This is a genomic window from Tardiphaga sp. vice154 (genome assembly GCF_007018645.1).
Lineage (GTDB): Bacteria > Pseudomonadota > Alphaproteobacteria > Rhizobiales > Xanthobacteraceae > Tardiphaga.
The window spans coordinates 4,023,837-4,041,577 of record NZ_CP041399.1 but is presented as its reverse complement, the minus strand read 5'-3'; the positions used below and the strand labels follow the sequence as shown (position 1 = coordinate 4,041,577).

Annotated in this window: 17 protein-coding genes and 2 pseudogenes; 6 read left to right on the top strand and 13 right to left on the bottom strand. The window is 59.6% G+C overall.

Translation table 11 applies throughout. The features are described 5' to 3' along the window. Window positions 1–2: 2 nt before the first annotated feature. Complete coding sequence (locus FIU28_RS18930) at window positions 3–1,154, top strand: alginate O-acetyltransferase AlgX-related protein (protein ID WP_143574720.1); 1,152 nt, start codon at window positions 3–5, stop codon at window positions 1,152–1,154. On the opposite strand, the gene FIU28_RS18925 is transcribed toward FIU28_RS18930, so the two are convergent. Beyond that, on the bottom strand, window positions 1,151–1,561 hold the full coding sequence (locus FIU28_RS18925; RefSeq protein ID WP_168209962.1) for a GtrA family protein: 411 nt from the start codon (window positions 1,559–1,561) through the stop codon (window positions 1,151–1,153). The two genes, FIU28_RS18930 and FIU28_RS18925, sit on opposite strands and share 4 nt — an antisense overlap. Continuing rightward, window positions 1,558–2,346: a class I SAM-dependent methyltransferase gene (locus FIU28_RS18920; RefSeq protein ID WP_246661018.1), complete on the bottom strand. Its 789-nt coding sequence runs from the start codon at window positions 2,344–2,346 to the stop codon at window positions 1,558–1,560. Before FIU28_RS18920 ends, FIU28_RS18925 begins: the two co-directional genes overlap by 4 nt. A 223-nt stretch (window positions 2,347–2,569) precedes the next feature. Between FIU28_RS18920 and FIU28_RS18915 the strand changes: the two are divergent. Continuing rightward, window positions 2,570–2,815, top strand: a pseudogene (locus FIU28_RS18915) (transposase); the annotation flags it as partial. 13 nt (window positions 2,816–2,828) lie between these two features. Here the strand turns inward: FIU28_RS18915 and FIU28_RS27450 are convergent. From FIU28_RS27450 to FIU28_RS18880, 5 genes and pseudogenes are all read right to left on the bottom strand, one after another. Next, a pseudogene (locus FIU28_RS27450) lies at window positions 2,829–4,209 on the bottom strand (IS110 family transposase). A 406-nt stretch (window positions 4,210–4,615) separates the two neighbouring features. Further along, a complete protein-coding gene (locus FIU28_RS18900) occupies window positions 4,616–4,960 on the bottom strand; it encodes a hypothetical protein (RefSeq protein ID WP_143574718.1) in 345 nt (114 codons plus the stop codon). Further along, window positions 4,957–6,183, bottom strand: coding sequence for an ERF family protein (locus tag FIU28_RS18895; protein WP_143574717.1), 1,227 nt, complete (start codon window positions 6,181–6,183; stop codon window positions 4,957–4,959). The genes FIU28_RS18900 and FIU28_RS18895 overlap by 4 nt, the downstream gene beginning before the upstream one ends. Next, entirely contained in the window at window positions 6,167–7,012 is an 846-nt protein-coding gene (locus tag FIU28_RS18890) for a YqaJ viral recombinase family nuclease (RefSeq protein WP_143576279.1), read from the bottom strand. Before FIU28_RS18890 ends, FIU28_RS18895 begins: the two co-directional genes overlap by 17 nt. A 791-nt stretch (window positions 7,013–7,803) precedes the next feature. Next, entirely contained in the window at window positions 7,804–8,286 is a 483-nt protein-coding gene (locus FIU28_RS18880; RefSeq protein WP_143574716.1) for a hypothetical protein, read from the bottom strand. 150 nt (window positions 8,287–8,436) lie between these two features. Between FIU28_RS18880 and FIU28_RS18875 the strand changes: the two genes are divergently transcribed. From FIU28_RS18875 to FIU28_RS18860, 4 genes are all read left to right on the top strand, one after another. After that, on the top strand, window positions 8,437–9,099 hold the full coding sequence (locus FIU28_RS18875; protein WP_143574715.1) for a hypothetical protein: 663 nt from the start codon (window positions 8,437–8,439) through the stop codon (window positions 9,097–9,099). Between the two features lie 5 nt (window positions 9,100–9,104). Further along, window positions 9,105–9,527: a hypothetical protein gene (locus FIU28_RS18870; protein WP_143574714.1), complete on the top strand. Its 423-nt coding sequence runs from the start codon at window positions 9,105–9,107 to the stop codon at window positions 9,525–9,527. 198 nt (window positions 9,528–9,725) lie between these two features. Continuing rightward, window positions 9,726–10,883 (top strand): AGE family epimerase/isomerase, encoded by a 1,158-nt coding sequence (locus FIU28_RS18865; RefSeq protein WP_143574713.1) that lies wholly within the window; start codon window positions 9,726–9,728, stop codon window positions 10,881–10,883. Between the two features lie 26 nt (window positions 10,884–10,909). Next, a complete protein-coding gene (locus FIU28_RS18860) occupies window positions 10,910–11,551 on the top strand; it encodes a TVP38/TMEM64 family protein (protein WP_143574712.1) in 642 nt (213 codons plus the stop codon). Here the strand turns inward: FIU28_RS18860 and FIU28_RS18855 are convergent. The 6 genes from FIU28_RS18855 to FIU28_RS18830 all read right to left on the bottom strand — a co-directional run bounded on the left by FIU28_RS18855 (window position 11,496) and on the right by FIU28_RS18830 (window position 17,704). Beyond that, window positions 11,496–11,939, bottom strand: a complete 444-nt coding sequence (locus tag FIU28_RS18855; RefSeq protein ID WP_143574711.1) for a GtrA family protein — start codon at window positions 11,937–11,939, stop codon at window positions 11,496–11,498. The two genes, FIU28_RS18860 and FIU28_RS18855, sit on opposite strands and share 56 nt — an antisense overlap. A gap of 62 nt (window positions 11,940–12,001) precedes the next feature. Continuing rightward, entirely contained in the window at window positions 12,002–13,234 is a 1,233-nt protein-coding gene (locus tag FIU28_RS18850; RefSeq protein WP_143574710.1) for a phenylacetate--CoA ligase family protein, read from the bottom strand. A gap of 112 nt (window positions 13,235–13,346) precedes the next feature. Next, entirely contained in the window at window positions 13,347–14,189 is an 843-nt protein-coding gene (locus tag FIU28_RS18845; RefSeq protein WP_143574709.1) for an ABC transporter ATP-binding protein, read from the bottom strand. Between the two features lie 203 nt (window positions 14,190–14,392). Continuing rightward, window positions 14,393–15,673, bottom strand: a complete 1,281-nt coding sequence (locus FIU28_RS18840) for an ABC transporter substrate-binding protein (RefSeq protein ID WP_143574708.1) — start codon at window positions 15,671–15,673, stop codon at window positions 14,393–14,395. A 58-nt stretch (window positions 15,674–15,731) separates the two neighbouring features. Continuing rightward, window positions 15,732–16,805, bottom strand: coding sequence for a branched-chain amino acid ABC transporter permease (locus tag FIU28_RS18835; RefSeq protein WP_143574707.1), 1,074 nt, complete (start codon window positions 16,803–16,805; stop codon window positions 15,732–15,734). 5 nt (window positions 16,806–16,810) lie between these two features. Next, a complete protein-coding gene (locus FIU28_RS18830) occupies window positions 16,811–17,704 on the bottom strand; it encodes a branched-chain amino acid ABC transporter permease (protein WP_143574706.1) in 894 nt (297 codons plus the stop codon). Window positions 17,705–17,741 lie beyond the last annotated feature (37 nt).

Sequence of the window (17,741 nt, the reverse complement as noted above, 5' to 3'; positions counted from 1 at the left end):
CCATGCGAACCCGCGCCTTCATCCTGTCATTCGCCGTGCTGCTCTTCTTGCCGCTATTTCAGATGCTCACGGGCGTCATCCCGGTTACACAGGTCAGCGAGAATCGCAGTCTTGCTCCGGCGCCAAGCATGGTAACTCCGCTTGCGCGTATTCCGCACGTCGCAAACGAATGGTTCAATGATCATTTCGGCTTACGGCCGTTGCTGATTCGGCTGAAGACGCAGATCGATTATAGCGTGTTCAAGACTTCAGACAGGGTGATGATCGGCAGCGATGGCTGGCTGTTCTATCGCTCGACGGTGAATATCGAGCCAGTTGCCGTCGAGAAAATGCTCGCCGGACCGAACGAAGAAAGGATCGTTCGTGGCATGCGCGAGTTCAGCGATGCGCTAAACGCGAGCGGTATTCACACCATCCTGACCGTCAATATGATGAGTGATCGCTTCTATGCGGACAAGCTGCCGACCGCAGCGTTGCGCCGGCCGGCGCACCCGCGCATCGATGATCTGGTCGATAAACTTCGGAAGTTGCCGAACGTGGAGTACATCGACAGCTTTGCAATTTTGAAGGCGGCAAAAGCAACGATGCAGATTTTCCATAAGACCGATTTTCACTGGAATGATCCCGCGGCATTCCTCGTGGCCAAGGCTTCGGTCGATGCCATCAGCGCGCGTGAGGGGTTGCTGCGTTCGGCCTGGTCTCACCCCCTTGAAATCGATCTGGTGCCGTTGAGCGGGGGCATCGCCTCGTTCATGCCACTGTTCCTGCCGCCATCGGAAAAAGCCCTGATGGTGAAGCCCAACTATAAATGGGGTCCCGATCTCAAGCAGGGCTCCAACATCGGAATATTCGAGTCCACGACTACGACTGCGCCCGGCGCGCAGGGCTTTCTGCCGCCAGCCGTCTTCATCGGTGACAGCTTTCTCGACGGCATGGTCAGGGCCGGATTGCAATCGCCGTTCGTGTCAACGGCGCGGCTTCGCTGGAAGAATGACAGCAAGCTCAGCACGATCGCTGCAAATCTGCCAGCCGGCACACGCTGGTGTCTGATCGAGTTTATCGAGGTCAACATGGCGGCGATGGGGGCGTTCTCGGACCTCGACGATGTCGCGAAGGCCGTCGAAATTCTCAAGACGCGGCAGGGATTGCGCTAGAGCGGCCGCTCTGGGCCGTGTGGCCTGAATACGTAGCTTCTGGCGATGAAAAACGACAGGCCAACTGAAATGACATCGGAGATCAGCTTGGCGATCAGCACGTCGGCCAGCACGAGATGGATCGCCATCAGGAGCGCCGAGGCGAGAATGCTGTTGGCGACAATGGCTACGCTGTACTTGGCGATCTGAAACAGGATCGGCTCCCGCTGCTGCGCGAAGAAGGTGACGTAGCGGTGAGCAACGAAGGCGAAGGTGCCGGCCAGCGCCTTCCCAGCAAAATTGGCGATCAGCACATCCGGGCAGATGCTATGCGTCAGCAGGTAGAAGGACCCAATGTCGATGCAATAAGCCGCGCACTGAAAGAGCACGTAGAGGGTAGGGCCCTTCAATCTCTCAGGCTCGATCAATCTTTCGCTTTCCTGATCACTAGCACATGGTGCAGGGCAATCCAGCGATTAACCGGCGACAGCCCGGCTTCGATCCCTTTGACCAGAGGCGCCAATCCATCCGGGATCAACTGGCGGAAATTCAGCCCGCCCGACAGCAGGTAGCGCAGGTAGTTGCCGAGGGGGGCCTGATGGACGACGGGCAGCGACGGGAACATCCGGTCGTATCGCTGGCGGTCGCGCTTGAAAACGACGTAGCTCAACGCCTGATTGGCGTCCGACATCGCGCCGGAGGCGGAGCTGTTCCAATTCTGCTCGGTTTTGTCAAAGCCTTCGCTCGCGAATAGCCGCTTATAGAGGACCGAGGCGACAGGGCTCCAGTACGGCTCGACCAGCACGGCGCCCCCGCCGGGCACCAGCACCCGCTGCAACTCGTGAAAGAACTTTTCCGGCTGCGGCAAATGGTGAAAGCAATGCTGCCCGAAAATGGTCCGCACCGATCCATCCGGGACGTCCATGGCCTGGGCGTCCATCACCCGGTCAATGCTGGCGGAGGGCACTACGTCGGTGGCCAATACCGACGGATAACTGCGCTTGATCGGATATACGCCAGCGCCGATTTCGATGTCCTGCCCGCTGCCGTCGAGATATTGCCGGCTAAGGGTCCACATCAGGCGATGAATCTCGGAGAATACCTCGCGGATCATCGGCTTTCTATTCAGAATTTCCTCATGCGCCGTCATCCGGTCGGTGGAATCGACGTCGATCTTGTCGAGTAACGGCTCGCGTAGAAAATCTGCCAGCATCACGAAGCCTTACCAATTCAAATCGCGTCAAGCCCGCTTATACGATGGGCTCGGGCAAGTGGGAAGTAAGGATTGCATGGATGGTCGTGGAAGCGCCGCAATTCTTTGGAGCGGAGTAGCGTTGTGAAATGTCTCAGGGTGAGCTGGTGCCGGAAATCTGCAAAGGACGATAAGTGGAATTTCTGCCTGACGGCGGCGATAATCGCCGTGCACAGGAGAGACCATGAGCAGACGACCGCGCCGGAACCATACACTGGGCTTCAAGGCGAAGGTGGCATTGGCGGCCATCAAGTGCGATCGGACGATCACCCAGTTGGCCGAGCATTTTGATGTTCACCCGAACCAGATCACGACCTGGAAGGCGCAGCTCGAGCGCGCTGCTTCCGGGGTGTTCGGGCCGGGAGGCGCGGCGCCGGCGGAGCCCGCCGTCGATGTCAAATCGCTGCACGCCAAGATCGGCGAACTGACGCAGAGAATGATTCCTAAGAAACGGCAGCACCTATTTTCTGCTCCAAGGGCTGGAGAACAAAGCCGAAGGCCTTTGCACGCGGATGCAAATTGTTGACCACTCGCGTCCAGTAGCGCGACTCGTAGGATGACGCCCAGGTATCGACATAGTCCATTCCGTATTGCACAGCATTGTAAAACAGAACTGCAATCTTGCGGGCAGTGGCTGTCACGGCCTTAGCCTTGCCGATGCGCGCTGAGAGCCGCCTATAAAATGCGCAAAGCGCGGTGTCTGTACGCCCCACGGTCACGGCAGCAAGGCGTAGAAGCGCCGCTGCCCGGCCGCCGGATCGACGTGTTCTGGACGAGAGCATTTTGCTGCCGGAGACCTTATTGCTCGGTGCCAGTCCCAGCCAGGAAGTAAAATGCTTTGCACTTGGCCACGAGGAGATGTCGTCGCCGCATTCAGCGATCAGCTTCAACGAGAGGTAAGGACCGAGGCCGTCGATCGTGGTAATGTCCTTTCCCAGTAGCGCGAACAGCGTATCGCGGACGTCGAAAGCAAGAGCATTCGCCTGATCGGTTCGATTCCGACGCCGCGAGGCCTGCGGCGCCGGTCCATGGCAATGACCGCGATTGATGATCAGTTCCTCAAGTACGGCTTCGATCCGTGCATCGCAAGCGGATGCCTTCTCGTGGTATGCGTCGTAAAGCGCAAGTGCCTGCTCAAGCGCAAACAGATGCTCGGCGCGGTAGCTTCCGGTTAGCGCCTTCGCTATCGTCTCGGCGCTAGAGTGGCAGCTGTAATGGCGCAAGCACGCCAGCGCCTCAGGATCGCGCTCGCCGACAAGGATCGCGCGTATGATACGCAGGCCGGTCGCACCGGTGATGTCGGCGACGACGTGGTGCAGCTGAAGATTCATCTCCGTCCAGGCCTTCTGCATGTGCTGGATGTGAGGCCGCGTACTCCAGCAGGCGTTCTCGCTGACGCACGTAAGCTCGCAGTTCGGCAATCTGCCCTTTGGGCCGGAAGCTGGCACGCAGCAATCCGAATGAATGGAGCCGCTGCAGCCATTGAGCATCGCTGACATCGGTCTTGCGCCCCGGCACGTGCTTGGCATCGCGCGCGTTGACCAGTAACACTGTAAATCCTCGGGCATCGAGAAGCTCGAAAAGCTGAATCCAGTACACGCTAGTCGATTCCATCACGACGGTCTAGACGCCGCATTCGGTAAACCAGTCGCACAGCCGGTGCAGATCAGCCGTGAAAGTGCCGAAGCTCCGAACTGACTCTGGTGAACGATCTGCCCTCACGGCAGCCATGTGCATAGTCGCTCCAACGTCGATGGCAGCCGCGTTCGGGTGCAGCATCGGCATCTCATTACCGCTCTTCGACTTCGATTTTTTGGGGGGCATCTCCAATCCTCCTACTGACGGCGGCGGAAAGGCTGGGCTGCGCTATTGGTCATATTCCTAAACGGGATCGCCGGACGGCGTCACCACTCTCAAGTGCGCAACAATCCATAGACCAGGTTTTTTAACGGGGTCACGTGCCACCAAAATCATATCGGCCACTCCCTTCCGGTCGGTAGTTTAGCACAGACCCGTTTCTATCCCACAGGCGGAGCGTCGCGCCGCGCATAGTTTTTTAGAAGGCGCGCTCACCAAGGCGGGATTGCTGAACGCAAGACGATAATCGACCGTGAGCACGACCTGTCGATCTCACGGCAGGCGGAGGTTTTGCAGATCATCCAATCCGCGTGCTTGCGGATCGCATCGGCTTGCGCCTGCTGTGCTTCAGCAATCTTGGCGTTGTTGGCCTCTAGATCGTTTTGCAAACTGGCAAGCTGCGCGTTCCGTTTTTTAGATCAGCGCTCACCGCGAGCCGGGCCTTCTTTGCTTTGGTCAGCGCGATCGACCTACGTTCGGCTTCTATCTTTTCGGCGACGTCATAATCGATCGTGTTACGCGCTTTCTTGAGAATGGTCTGGGCTTTGCGAAGTTCTGTTTCGCGCTTAGCGAACTCAGATTGCTTGTCTGCGAGCCTCTGCTCAAACTGCTTGCCCGTATGGGCGATTAAAGGGCCAGCCAATGATTCCGTCAGTTTGATAGTCGTCTTGCATTTCGGACAAACGATCTGTGGTTCGTTGAGAACAGGAGTGGTCATTTGGAAATCGCGATCGTGCTGCCAGCTGCCGCCGGTCCAGGAGAAAGAGAAGAGACGGAAGGTGTTTGCTTCGATAGGGAGCGACCGTTTTGATTTTTTCGCTCGCCGTGGATGGGGCTGCTCTGCCAAAGTTCGCGCGCGATGGTCGTTGGTGTGATTTGCAGATCAGCCCACCACGCCATCTCATTGCCTTGGCGATGCAGATCGTGATGGTGATCACGACACAACGGCACCGTGAACTCGTCACTGACCTTGCGCCCGAGCGTGTTAGGTTGGGCAAACTTGAGATGGTGGGCATCGCAAGGAAATCGCCTGCAGATTAAGCAAGGCTGTTCGGCCACATAGGCGAGATGCGCCTTATTGCGCCGTCGGACCGGTTTGGTCATCGGGGTAACCATCTGGTTATGGGGTGGGTCTGAGACCAAGACAGGGGCGTTGGTCAGTTCGTCATGAAACGAACTGACGTCAGGACATGAAGCATTGACCTCAACCACCCGCGCGGCCGGCGCGGGCCTGTCCAGATCGCCTTGCTGGCTGTCAATCAGTAGGGTGTGATAGGCTGCCTCTACGAGACGAGCATCAGCTTCAGTCAAAGTGTTCTTCGCCGGCAGACGCCGATGTGCCCAAAGCGCTAGGTCCTCGCCGTCTGCCAACGCAGAGATCTCGGCCAGAAGCTGGTCGCGAAGCTCCCCTGACGCCGCCGGATCCAGCACCGGTGGCCGATGTAAGGTGCCTTTGCCCGCTTTCCTGGGCGGCTCCGGCTGCTTGATATGCTCAGCCGGTGGCGTATCGTTCAGAATGTCCGGCGCATCGAGGTCATCCTCGCCGGCTATGCCCACCAGAGCAAACAGCGCGTATCGCCTCGCGTAGGTAAGGGCGGCACCCATTCGGTGGGGCGCAGCCGTCTCGCTGACCGAGCAGACGGGCCAGATCGACGAGATCCACTCTCCGGACGCATGCGCCAACATGGTCGTCAGTCGGATCTGCCCGCTGTCTTGGTCGATTGCTGTGGTCTGGATTGTTGCAATCTCCTGCTGGCCCAGGCTCTTGCGGACGATATCCAGCCCGCTTGCGAGCGAGGCGTACCGGAAGGTGCGGTCAGCACCTTGGGGGAACAGTGAGCGGATGGTGCCCGTCAGGCCCTTCTCGGGGTTGCTTAGGTCGCCCTGAGCCTTGGCGAGTGCCGAGGCGATGGCGCCGATCGTCTCACTGGAGCTGTGCATCTGCTGCCTCCATATCCATCAGTTCGAAGCTGACTGCGCCGGTCTTGGACCTTTTGGCCCGAATGCCGTGGCCAATCGCCTCCTTGGCGTCCTCCGGCACCAGCTTCTTGAGGTCCGCTTTGGCGCCTTCATGTTCCTGAAAGGCCGGACGGGTCCGCCGGTACACGCTGGCAAACTCAGCCCAACTATTGGAGGCACTCATATCGACGACCCGGACCGCTTCCAGCCGCGGGCGAGGGGTCTCAACCCCAAACAGGCGAGGCGGCTCGCCGCTCTGGACGCACTGCCAGAACTTCTTTTCCGCTGTTAGCAGGAGGTGTTGATATAGCGGGTCTGCAAGGATCGTCATCTCGACCCATTTTCCTCCTCCGGTGATGATCGACAGCACAGACGAACGGGCATTGGTGACCCACATATTGTGCTGAAGCTGCGCCATATGCTTATCGGCCGCTGCTTCCTCAGAAAAGGTCCAGGGCAGCATGAACTTGGCTTCGAACACTGCGCCGGTCTGTTCGACCATGCCGTCCAAGGTCGCCGCCATCCATTTGTGCACGGCGTGCTGAACCCGCCGCTGCATGTCTTTGACGGTGTGACCGGTATTGCGCTCGAACCAGCGTCGATTGAGGTCTTCGGTGACCGTCCCGAGCTGGACGATCAGATTGCCGGAGAGATCCTCGGCCGACCGCTCTCCGCGTTTCTCTTGCCAAAGCAGAAGTAGCTTCGCCTGGTCATCGCCCATGATAGTCCGGGCGTCGGAGCCCCCGATAAAATTCCGGCGGATAAGCTGTTTGGTCTCATTCAGATCACTTGCTCGCACCGTCGCCTCCATTATAAAAGTGATGATCAAAAAGATCAACATTTTATGTTGGTAATCATAGGCGGAAGCTTTGTCAACAGAAAATGTTGTTTTTATCTCTCCTGCACAATGCCGAGCTGCACGCGCACTTTTAGAACTTACCCAGCCGGAACTTGCGAAACACTCTTCCATGGGACTATCGACTATCGTCGACTTTGAGAAATCCCGGCGACGAATTTCATCAAGCTCTATCGCGATCTTGAAAAACACGCTTGAGCGGCTCGGCATCCAGTTCATTGATGAGAACGGCGGCGGTGCGGGTGTCCGCCTAAGCAAGCCAGCTCCCTAAGTCGAAGAAAGATTGCGTAGTTCGTCGAGCGCTGATCTTTAGCAGTCTGTTGAAATACCCTCGCAGCGGCGCTGATTTGCTGATTCAGTTTGATAGTGAATCTGTGGAGGGCAGCATGCGCGGGGCATTCAAGTATAGCCCAAACGCAACGGCACGAGGCGCAAGACCAAGCACCGCAGCATCAGCGGCGTCGCCGCCGACTTAATGTTGAAACTGACCGCCTAAAACCTGATCCGCATTCAAAACTGCTCGCCGCATAGCGGCGTCGCCGTAAAGGCGACAACGCGCGATGCCGATCACGCAACTACACCATCATCAAGTCTGCCAATTAAACAGGAAAATAGCTCGATTTCGGGGTTGTTTGGCGAGCTGTTAGGAATCGTTCATCTGGGAAACGTAGCCTTTGATATCATAAGTATTACAAAGCTCAGTTCATCCGCAGCGAGCTTGATCTCCCGTCACCGCGACTTATTGCTTACTCAGGCCGTTCGCGTGGGCCGGCTCCAGATTGTCGCCGCGACCGCCTTTCTCTATCCCGCTCTGTTTGCTCGGCAGCCAGTTTCGCAATAGCTGCGCGTATAGATTTTAGGTTCTGTGACTCTTCGGGATGATCTGCTTTGCGTTTTTCCTCATCGTGCAATCGGAGTGTCTCGCTAGCTTGAGACTGATAATTTTCTAATTCATCGATCAGTGGCAACAATGCAAAAAGATCCTGCAGCTTATCTTCCGACATGCGATCTATCTGAAGCGTCAGTTTTTCAAACATGTGGATAGCAAAGATGCGCGATTTTTTTAGTAAATCCCGCAATTGCGTTATCAGCGACTGGTAGACTTTAACCGTTTCATTTTTTGCGAGCGGCTTTGCAGCCTCGATCAATGAGCACAGGCTTGAGATGTGGGTCGAAAGCCCCTTTATCTCGAGCTTCGCTTCGTTCAAATCGGCCAAATGCATATTCATGCCCATTCCAGAACGTGCCCGCGTTATCTTAACAGCGAGGCGTTCGCTAAATAGCTGACCCTCACTAATGCTGTGGATAATTCGGGCGCTGCCCAATTTCGGGCAGCGGCAACATTTACGTTAGATGATTAAGCTGGGGCGAGGAAGGAAATGAAACGTTCGCTGACGAAGAAGCCATCTAACCCTATCCCGAAAGCGTTAGAAAATATCTTCCGTGCCCCATCGCTCGTTGGGACGGAGCGGATTGAAGACTACAACAAGCTGTTCAAGGCTCTGGCTGAATCTGTTTCTCCGAGGAACGCCATTCAGTGGATTTATGTCCGCGACGTCGTCGATTTAACCTGGCAGATCCGACGTGAACGACGGATCAAAGACGATGTTATCAAGTTGCATCAGAAAAATATCATCCTGAAGTTGCTCAAAGATACTTATGATGATCCGAGCCAGGACGTTCCACCTGGCGATCCAACCTCTGCCGGTTCGTCTGGAAATTCGAGCGGTACCGCTCCCGCAATGTATCGTGTTTTTTCGGCCGCTGATGAAGCGCAGCTATGGGGAAGTGACTACAAGGCCCGCAAAGAGATCGAGGCAAGGCTCGCTGCACGTGGTTATCGTGATTCCGAGATTCTGGCAAAAACATACATTGCGGCGGCATCGCAGATCGAGTCTTTCGATAAGCGAATTGAGAGCTGCGAGCGGCGTCGATCGGCCATCATGCGCGAAATTGAACGATGCGACGAAGCGTTCGCGCGAGCGCTCAGAAACGCGCCGCTGGATGTGATTGATGGCGAGTTTAGTGAGGCCGCTGAATAAGCGTCATGGCCACAGATCGGCAACTGAAGGCCAACCGCCTCAACTCGAAAGCCAGTACTGGCCCGAAGTCGTTGCGAGGCAAAAGCGCCAGCAAGCGCAATGCCGTGAAGCATGGGCTATCTATTAACATTGCAACGCATCCAAATATTGACGAGCGGGTAAACGCGCTAGCAAAGTTGCTGTTGCCGAATGGCAGTAGTAAATATAAGTCGCACGCCATTGAAGCCGCTATTGCACAACTGGAAATTCTCCGTATCCGAGAATACCGGGCGATGCTCTCAAAAGACCTCTCGCAGGGCGAGGGCGACAGCTCCGCTGTTAAAATTGAACTCCCCAGCAACGAGATATTAGATCGTTACGAGCGGCGGGCGTTTTCGCGTCGTGCAAGGGCGCTACGGCAATTGATGCCAGCATCTGGCGTCGCTTAAGCGTCAAGTTGAGCATCCATAATCATGAAGGCGCTGGATCCTAATAAAGATCTTAGATGGATTTTGGTCCTATTTCACAGCCGTTGTTGATCTTTTTGTTTGGCAGAACGAACCCAATTTATGGTTAGGCCGGTATAGGTCGATCACTTCGGCACATGATAGAAGAGAATACGATCTTCATAGCGATACGGGATTGACATGCTTGAAAGCCGCAGCGCAGCGACAGCTGTTCACTTAGATGGCGCTTACGTCGTTAAGTCTTTGAAATCTCAAATGATAGATCATTGCCTGCCGCTTTGGTCCACAGAAGGCTGGGACCATGACAAAGGTGGCTTTGTCGAACGGCTGGACATCTCCGGTCGGGCCGATCGCACTGCCTCCCGCCGCGTACGCGTCCAGGCCCGGCAGATTTATTGCTATGCTAAAGCCGCTCAGCTCGGCTGGTATCCGCAAGGCGCGGAGATCGCCCGTAAGGGCCTGGAATATTTGCTTTCCAAAGCCAAATCCCCCGACGGCAAGCCCGGCTTCGTGCACCTGCTGGCGCCCGATGGCAGCGTGCTGAACCCGCTGCGCGATACCTACGACCACGCTTTCGTCTTGCTGGCGCTCGCAGCGCTCTATCAGCTCGATCAGGACCCGCAGATCCGCGCCGAGATCGATTCGCTGATGGCGTTTTTCGACAGCGAATTGCGCTCGCCGGACGGCGGCTATGCGGAAGGTGTGCCGGCCTCGCTGCCGCGCCGGCAAAACCCGCAGATGCATGTCTTCGAGGCGCTGATCGCCTGTTTCGATGCGACCCACGACCAGGCGTTCCAGGCTCGCGCCGGCGACCTGTTCGGGCTTTTCATCACCAGTCTTTATGACGGCAGGAAGCAGGTGCTCGGGGAGTATTTCGAGCAGGACTGGTCGCGCATCGAACCGGTCTCGGTCGAGCCCGGCCATCAGGCCGAATGGGTCTGGCTCCTGAAGGGATTCGAGCGCATCACCGGGTGCCCGACCAAGCGTCATCGCGGCGAGCTGCTTGCCTCGGCACTGAGGTTCCGCGACGCAACTGGCTGCCTGGTTGATGAGGGCGATGCCGCGGGCCAGATCCACAAGGCGAGCCGGCGCTGTTGGCCTCAGACCGAGATCGCCAAGGCGTGGATCGCCCAGGCCGAAGCCGGTGAAGCCGGCGCGGCCGACGAGGCGCGCGCTGCGTTGGTGCGGCTGCAGACGCTATACTTGTCGCATCCCGTGAAGGGCGGCTGGTACGACCAGTTCGATGCCGAGGGCCGTTCGCTGGTGGAGGCCATCCCGGCGTCGTCGTTCTACCATGTGCTGTGCGCCGTCGCCGAAGCCGACCGGGTGCTCGGTTAGATGTATCCTCCCGCAGGCAGGGCGTCATGAATTCCGAGGCCATTGTCCGCTGGCTGGAGAGCTTTGGCCAGCTCGATGCTGCTGCGGCCGCTGTGCTGGCTGCAGTGTTCGTCGTGGCGGCGTTCGTGCCGATGCCGCGTACCTTTCTGGTACTCGGCTCCGGAGCCGCCTTCGGCCTGCAGGCGCTGTGGGTGATCGTGCCCAGCACCACGCTGGGCTGCATCCTCGCCTTCCTGCTGGCACGCGGCGTGTTGCGCGGCTGGGTCGATGCCCAGACTGGCAAGAAGCCGCTATGGGGCGTGCTGGCCCAGGCCATCGACGACGAGGGCTGGCGGATCGCCGCCTTGATGCGGTTCTGGGGGCCGGCGCCGAATTGCGTGCAGAATTATCTGTTTGGGCTGACCCGTATTGGCCTCGTGCCCTATGCGCTGATCACGCTTATCTTCACGCTGCCGCAGATCCTGCTCTACACTTGGATCGGTGCCTCCGGCCGGGCCATTCTGCTCGACGACGGCGAGCTCCCGCTCAGCCTGTGGATGATGGCCATTGCCGCGACCGTGGTGCTGACCATCGTGTTCCTGGTGTCCCGACGGTTCCGGAAGATCCTGACCGTTAGAGGGGCGGGTCGGGCAGCTTCTGCCGGAACACCACAAAGTGCGACATCGTGAAATTGACGACGAAGCTGACGAGGATCGCGAGCAGCTTAGCATAGAGCACCGGCATGAAGTTCGACAGCACGACCAGCGTCGTCGTGGTGGCGATCACGCCGAGGATGCCGGAGGCCACGAAACTGAAATAGTCCTTACGGCGCAGCACCCGGCCGGATTCGGCGCGGAAGGTGATCATTGTGTTCATCACGTAGGAACATGACACCGCCACCAGCCAGGCCAGCACGTTGGACGGCACCAGCGGCAGATTCAACACCGAATAGGCCAGGCTGAAGATGGCGAGGTCGACCACCGTGTTGCCGAGGCCGATCACGCCGAAGCTGATCATCTTCGCCACCATCGGCCGGGCCAGCCAGGTGTCGACAATTCTGGGCAAAAACAGCGTCATGGGCAGTGGGACTCGTGGTCAGAGCCGGTCCTTAGCAGGATCGGCCGGGCAAGTCCGGCTTTTTATGGTGCAATGCCGCGCTCGTCGGCGATCACCTTGCCGTCATTGGGCAACGAGCCCGGCTCCACCAGTTCGACGGTGCCGCCGAGCTTGCTGACCGAACGCAGCGTGGCGGTGACCGCTTCCTGCAGCCCGGCGTCCGGGCTGGCCGTCTCTGCCTTCAGCGCCATGGCGTCGTTCTCCCCGATGCGCGACACCACCAGCCGGAGCCGGCCGAGTTCCGGGTGCCGCTGGCCGATCTCGGCCACCTGTTCAGGGCGCACGAACATGCCCTTGACCTTGGTGGTCTGGTCGGCACGGCCCATCCAGCCCCGGATCCGCATATTGCTGCGGCCGCACGGGCTGTGACCGGGCAGAGTGGCCGAGAGGTCGCCGAGCGCCAGCCGGATCCAGGCGTGATGCGGGTCCAGCGAGGTCACCACGATCTCGCCGACGTCGCCATCGGGCACGGGATCGCCGGTGCCGGGCCTGACGATCTCGAGGATCAGGTCCTCATTGACGATCATGCCGTCGCGGGCGGAGCTCTCATAGGCGATGAAGCCGAGGTCGGCGGTGGCGAAGGCCTGGTAGGCATCGATGCCGCGCGACCGGATCTCGTCCTGCAGCGACGCCGGAAATGCCGCGCCGGATACGATCGCGCGCTTGATCGAGGATACGTCGCGCTTCGCGGCCTTGCCGCCGTCGAGCAGGATTTTCAGGAAATCCGGCGTGCCGGTATAGGCGACCGGGCGGTAGGCCTCGATCAGCTCGAGCTGTTGCTCGACATTGCCGGGGCCGGCCGGGATCACCGCGCAGCCCAGCGCGCGCGCGGCACTGTCGAAGATGAAGCCGCCGGGCGTCAGATGATAGCTGAACGTGTTCAGCACCACGTCGCCGGCCCGGAATCCTGCGGCGTAGAGCGCGCGTGCGCCGCGCCACGGATCGACGTGTTTCGACTCCGGCTCATAGATCGGCCCCGGCGAGGTAAACAGCCGGCCGAACGAGCCGGGCGGACCGTTGACGAAGCCGCCGAACGGCGGCCTGGCCTTGTGCAGCGCCGGCAGCTCGGCCTTGCGCAGGATCGGCAGTCTGGCCAGAGCGGCGCGGTTGACGACCGCGGCGGGATTGACGCCTTGCAGATGCTTCGCATAGGCCGGCGCCTGCATCGCATGGCGCAGCGCCTCGGGCAGCCGCGAGAACAGATTGGCGTGGCGGTGCGACGGATCGCAATTCTCGAGCGTGTCGAAGTGGGGCATCGGGTTCCTTCGCGGCCGGGGCGCAGGCGCGTGCGACTGACGCTAGGCCTCTATTGCGCTGTGGCCATACGCCAGATCAATTCGCAATCTTGTCCGGCTTGCGGCAGACGGTCTACAGCCATCGCTTGCGGCGCTTGAAGCTTTTCAAATTCTTGAAACTCTTGCGCTGGTCGCCGGCGCCGCCGAGGTAGAATTCCTTGACGTCTTCATTGTCGCGCAATTCATCGGCGGTGCCGTCGAGCACCACCTTACCCTGTTCCATGATGTAGCCATGGCTGGCCACCGACAGCGCGGCGCGGGCGTTCTGTTCGACCAGCAGGATGGTGACGCCGAGGTCGCGATTGATCTTCTGGATGATGGCGAACACCTCCTTCACCAAGAGCGGCGACAGGCCCATCGACGGCTCGTCCATCAGGATCATCTTTGGCCGCGCCATCAGCGCGCGGCCGATCGCCAGCATCTGCTGCTCGCCGCCGGAGAGATAGCCGGCAAGGCCCGTGCGCTCCTTCAGCCGCGGGAAGTAATCGTAGACCATTTCGATGTCCTGGCCGACCTCGTTGTCGCGGCGGGTGAAGGCGCCAAGCCGTAGGTTTTCCAGCGAGGTCATGTCGGAGACGATGCGGCGGCCCTCCATCACCTGAAAAATACCGCGGCGAACGATCTTGTCGGGATCGATGCCGTGGATGCGCTCGCCATCGAACACGATCTCGCCGCGCGTGACCTCGCCGTCTTCCGTTTTCAACAGCCCGGAGATCGCCTTCAGCGTGGTCGACTTGCCGGCGCCGTTGGCGCCAAGCAAGGCCACGATGGCGCCCTTCGGCACCTCCATGCTGAGCCCGCGCAGTACGAGGATGACGTCATCGTAGACGACTTCGATGTTGCGGACGGAGAGCAGTGGGGCGATGGCCGTAGCTGTCGCCGCAATCTTCGCGTCGGATTGAAGTATAGTTTGCACAGAACAGACTCCGAAGGGTTGGAGCACTTGCCTTCTTCCTTCTCCCCTTGTGGGAGAAGGTGGCGCGGCGTAGCCGCGTCGGATGAGGGGTAATGTTAGGCTAGGAGTTCGTGGCTACCCCTCACCCGTCTCGACCGCTTCGCGGTCGATCCACCCTCTCCCACAAGGGGAGAGGGAAGCAAGAACGAGGCGTCGTCGCTAGATTACCAGCCGTGCCATTCCGGCTTGCGCGGTAGATCCACGGTCTTCACCTTCTCCAGCTTGATGGTGCCCTTGGCCATCAAATCGTTGAGATCACCATCGGTCGCGCCGGATACTTTCGAGCGATACAGGTCGACCTTGGTGGTCGGGCGGTGGTCCTTGTCGGTCCAGGTCGAGGGATTGCAGACGCCTTCCATGCCGGCCGGTACCCAGTCCTTCTTCTGGTAGAAGCCCTTGGCGACGTTCTCGCCGGTGGCGCCGCCGTTCTTGGCGGCCCATTCGATCGCTTCCTTCATGTACAACGACGTGCAGACCGCGGCGACGTAGTGCACCGGGCGATAGATCTTGCCGGTGGGATCGGAAATCTTGGAGATCTCCATCACGGTCTTCATGCCCGGCGCATTGCCGCCCCAGCTCACCGCGGTGCGCAGCGGGAAGATGACGCCGTCGGCGGCGTCGCCCGCGGCCTTGGCAGCGTTCTCGTCCATGCCCCAGACATTGCTCATGAACTGGATATCGACGCCGGCCGATTTGCAGGCCTTCATCACCGAGATGTTGGAGGCCGCGGTATTGCCGAGGTAGGCGTAGTTGGCGCCCGCGCTCTTCAGGCTCAGGCATTGCGCGGAGTAGTCGCCCGGCGCCAGCGCGAACACCAGCGGCGGCAGCACCTCGAAGCCGAGCTCGACAGCGATCGCTTCGCCCGCGGCCTTCGGCGCGTTGGGGTAGGGGTGGTTGGCGCCCATGTGGACGAATTTCGGCTTGCCGGTCTTGCCCTTCGCCTTCCAGTCCTCGGCCGCCCAGGTCAGTTCGGCGCGCAGCGCGTCCGAATAGGACGGGCCGTAGAAGAAATTATACGGCGCGGGCTTGGCCTTGCCGCCGGCGCCGGTCGGGTCGGTCAGCGCCGCGGAGTAGGAGCCGGAAATATCCGGGATCTTGTCCTGCGCCAGAAAGCCGGTCAGCGCTTCGGTGTCTGCGGTGCCCCAGCCCATGATTCCGGCGACCTTGTCGGCGCCCGACCATTTCTTGTACAGCGCGATGGCGCGCGGCACCTGATAGCCGTAGTCGTTGGTGTCGAGATTGACCTGCTTGCCGCCGATGCCGCCATTCTTGTTGATCCAGGCAAAGGTGTCCGCCACGCCCTGGCCATAGGGCGTGCCGACGTCCGAGGTGCCGCCGGAATAATCGGCGAGGTGGCCGAGCGCGATCTGCGCCTGCGCGCTAACGCTCGCGGTGCCGAGCAGAACGGCAATGGATGCAGTACTCAACAATGATTTGATCGTCATGAGCCTTCTCCCTGTGGTTTTTTGTTATGGCCTCAGTCTACCCAGTCCCGTCCCAACCTCAATGCGAAAACGGGTACAGTTTCCAGTAGGTCTTGATCTGTCGCCAGCGGTGGGCGAGCCCGTCCGGCTCGAAGATCAGGAAGGCGATGATGATCAGCCCGATCGCGATCTCGCGCAGGAAGGTGATGTTGTTGTTGAGCTGCAGCGCGCGGTCGATGGCGCCGCCCTTCATCTCGGCCGCGATCCACTCCATCGATTCCGGCAGCAGCACCACGAAGGCCGTGCCCATCAAGGTGCCCATGATCGAGCCGGTGCCGCCGATGATCACCATCGCCAGAAACAGGATCGAGCGCTCGATACCGAAACCTTCGTTGGAAACGACGAGCTGGTAATGGGCATAGAGCGCCCCCGCAATGCCGGCGAAGAAGGCGGCGAGGCCGAACGACAGCGTGCGGTATTTGGTCAGATTGATGCCCATGATCTCGGCGGAGAGATAATGGTCGCGGATCGCTACCAGCGCGCGGCCATCGCGTGAGCGCATCAGATTGGTGACCAAGAGATAGCTCGCCACCAGATAGGCCAGCACGACATAAAAGTACTGCCGGTCGCCGCGCAGCGTATAGCCGAAGATCGAGAACGGATTGGCCATCGCCGGCACCGAGCCGCCGGAAAACCATTCGGCGCGCGAGAAGAAATCCAGCAGGATATATTGCGCGGCCAGCGTCGCGATGACGAGATACAGACCCTTCAGCCGCGCTGCCGGCAGGCCGAAGATCAGGCCGATGATCGCAGTGACGATGCCTGCCAGCGGAATCGAGAAGAACACCGGCACCGGAAATTTGTTGGAGATATAGGCCGAGGTGAAGGCGCCGAGCAGGAAGAAAGCGGCATGGCCGATCGAGATCTGGCCGGTGAAGCCGACCAGGATGTTGAGCCCGAGCGCGGCGATGCCGTAGATGCCGATCTGGATCAGCACTGAGAGCCAGTATTCGTTGAACAGCAGCGGCGCGAAGCAGATCGCGACGATGCCGAGGATCGCGGCGTTGCGGCTGGCGCGGGTCGGGAAAATCGTGGTGTCCGCCGCATAGGTGGTGCGGTAGTCGCCGGCGGGGATGAGGGACGGGCTTGCCATAATTCCTATACCCGCTCGATGTCTTTGGTGCCGAACAGGCCGTAAGGCTTGATCATCAGGATGATGATGAGCACGTAGAACGGCGCGATCTCATAGAGATTGCCCCAGTGCAGATATTCCGAATCGACGAACTGCGCGACATTCTCCAGTACGCCGATGATGATGCCGCCGATCACGGCGCCGCCGACGGAATCGAGCCCGCCGAGGATCGCCGCCGGAAACACCTTGATGCCGTAGATCGATAGACCCGACGAGACGCCGTTGACCACGGCGACGACCACGCCGGCGACCGCCGAGACCATCGCCGAGATCGCCCAAGCCATGGCGAACACGGTCTTCACGGAGATGCCGAGCGACTGCGCGACCTGCTGGTTGAACGCGGTGGCGCGCATCGCCAGGCCCCATTTCGACACCTTAAAGAACCACGCCATGCCGATCATCATCAGCACGGAGACCACGAGGCTCATGACATAGACGGTCTGGATCTGCAGCCCGGCGAAGTTGACGGACTGGCTGGTGAAGACGCGGGGAAACGGCTGCGGGCTGACGCCGTAGATCCATTTCAGCGACGCCTGGAATACGGTGGACAGCGCGATGGTCACCATGATCACCGAGATGATCGGCTCGCCGATCATCGGGCGCAGGATCACGATCTGGATCATGATGCCGAAGGCGAACATGAAGATGAGCGTCATCGGCATGCCCATCCAGAACGGCACCTGATACTTTGTCAGCAGCGTCCAGCACACCCAGGCGCCGATCAGGAGCAGCTCGCCCTGCGCGAAGTTGACGACCTGGGTGGCCTTGTAGATCAGCACGAACGACATCGCGACCACGCCATACAGCGTGCCGACCACGAGGCCATTGACGAGAAGCTGGAGGAGCAGGGCGGTGTTCATGATGGGTCACACGCGAACAATATGTGGGGATCCCCTC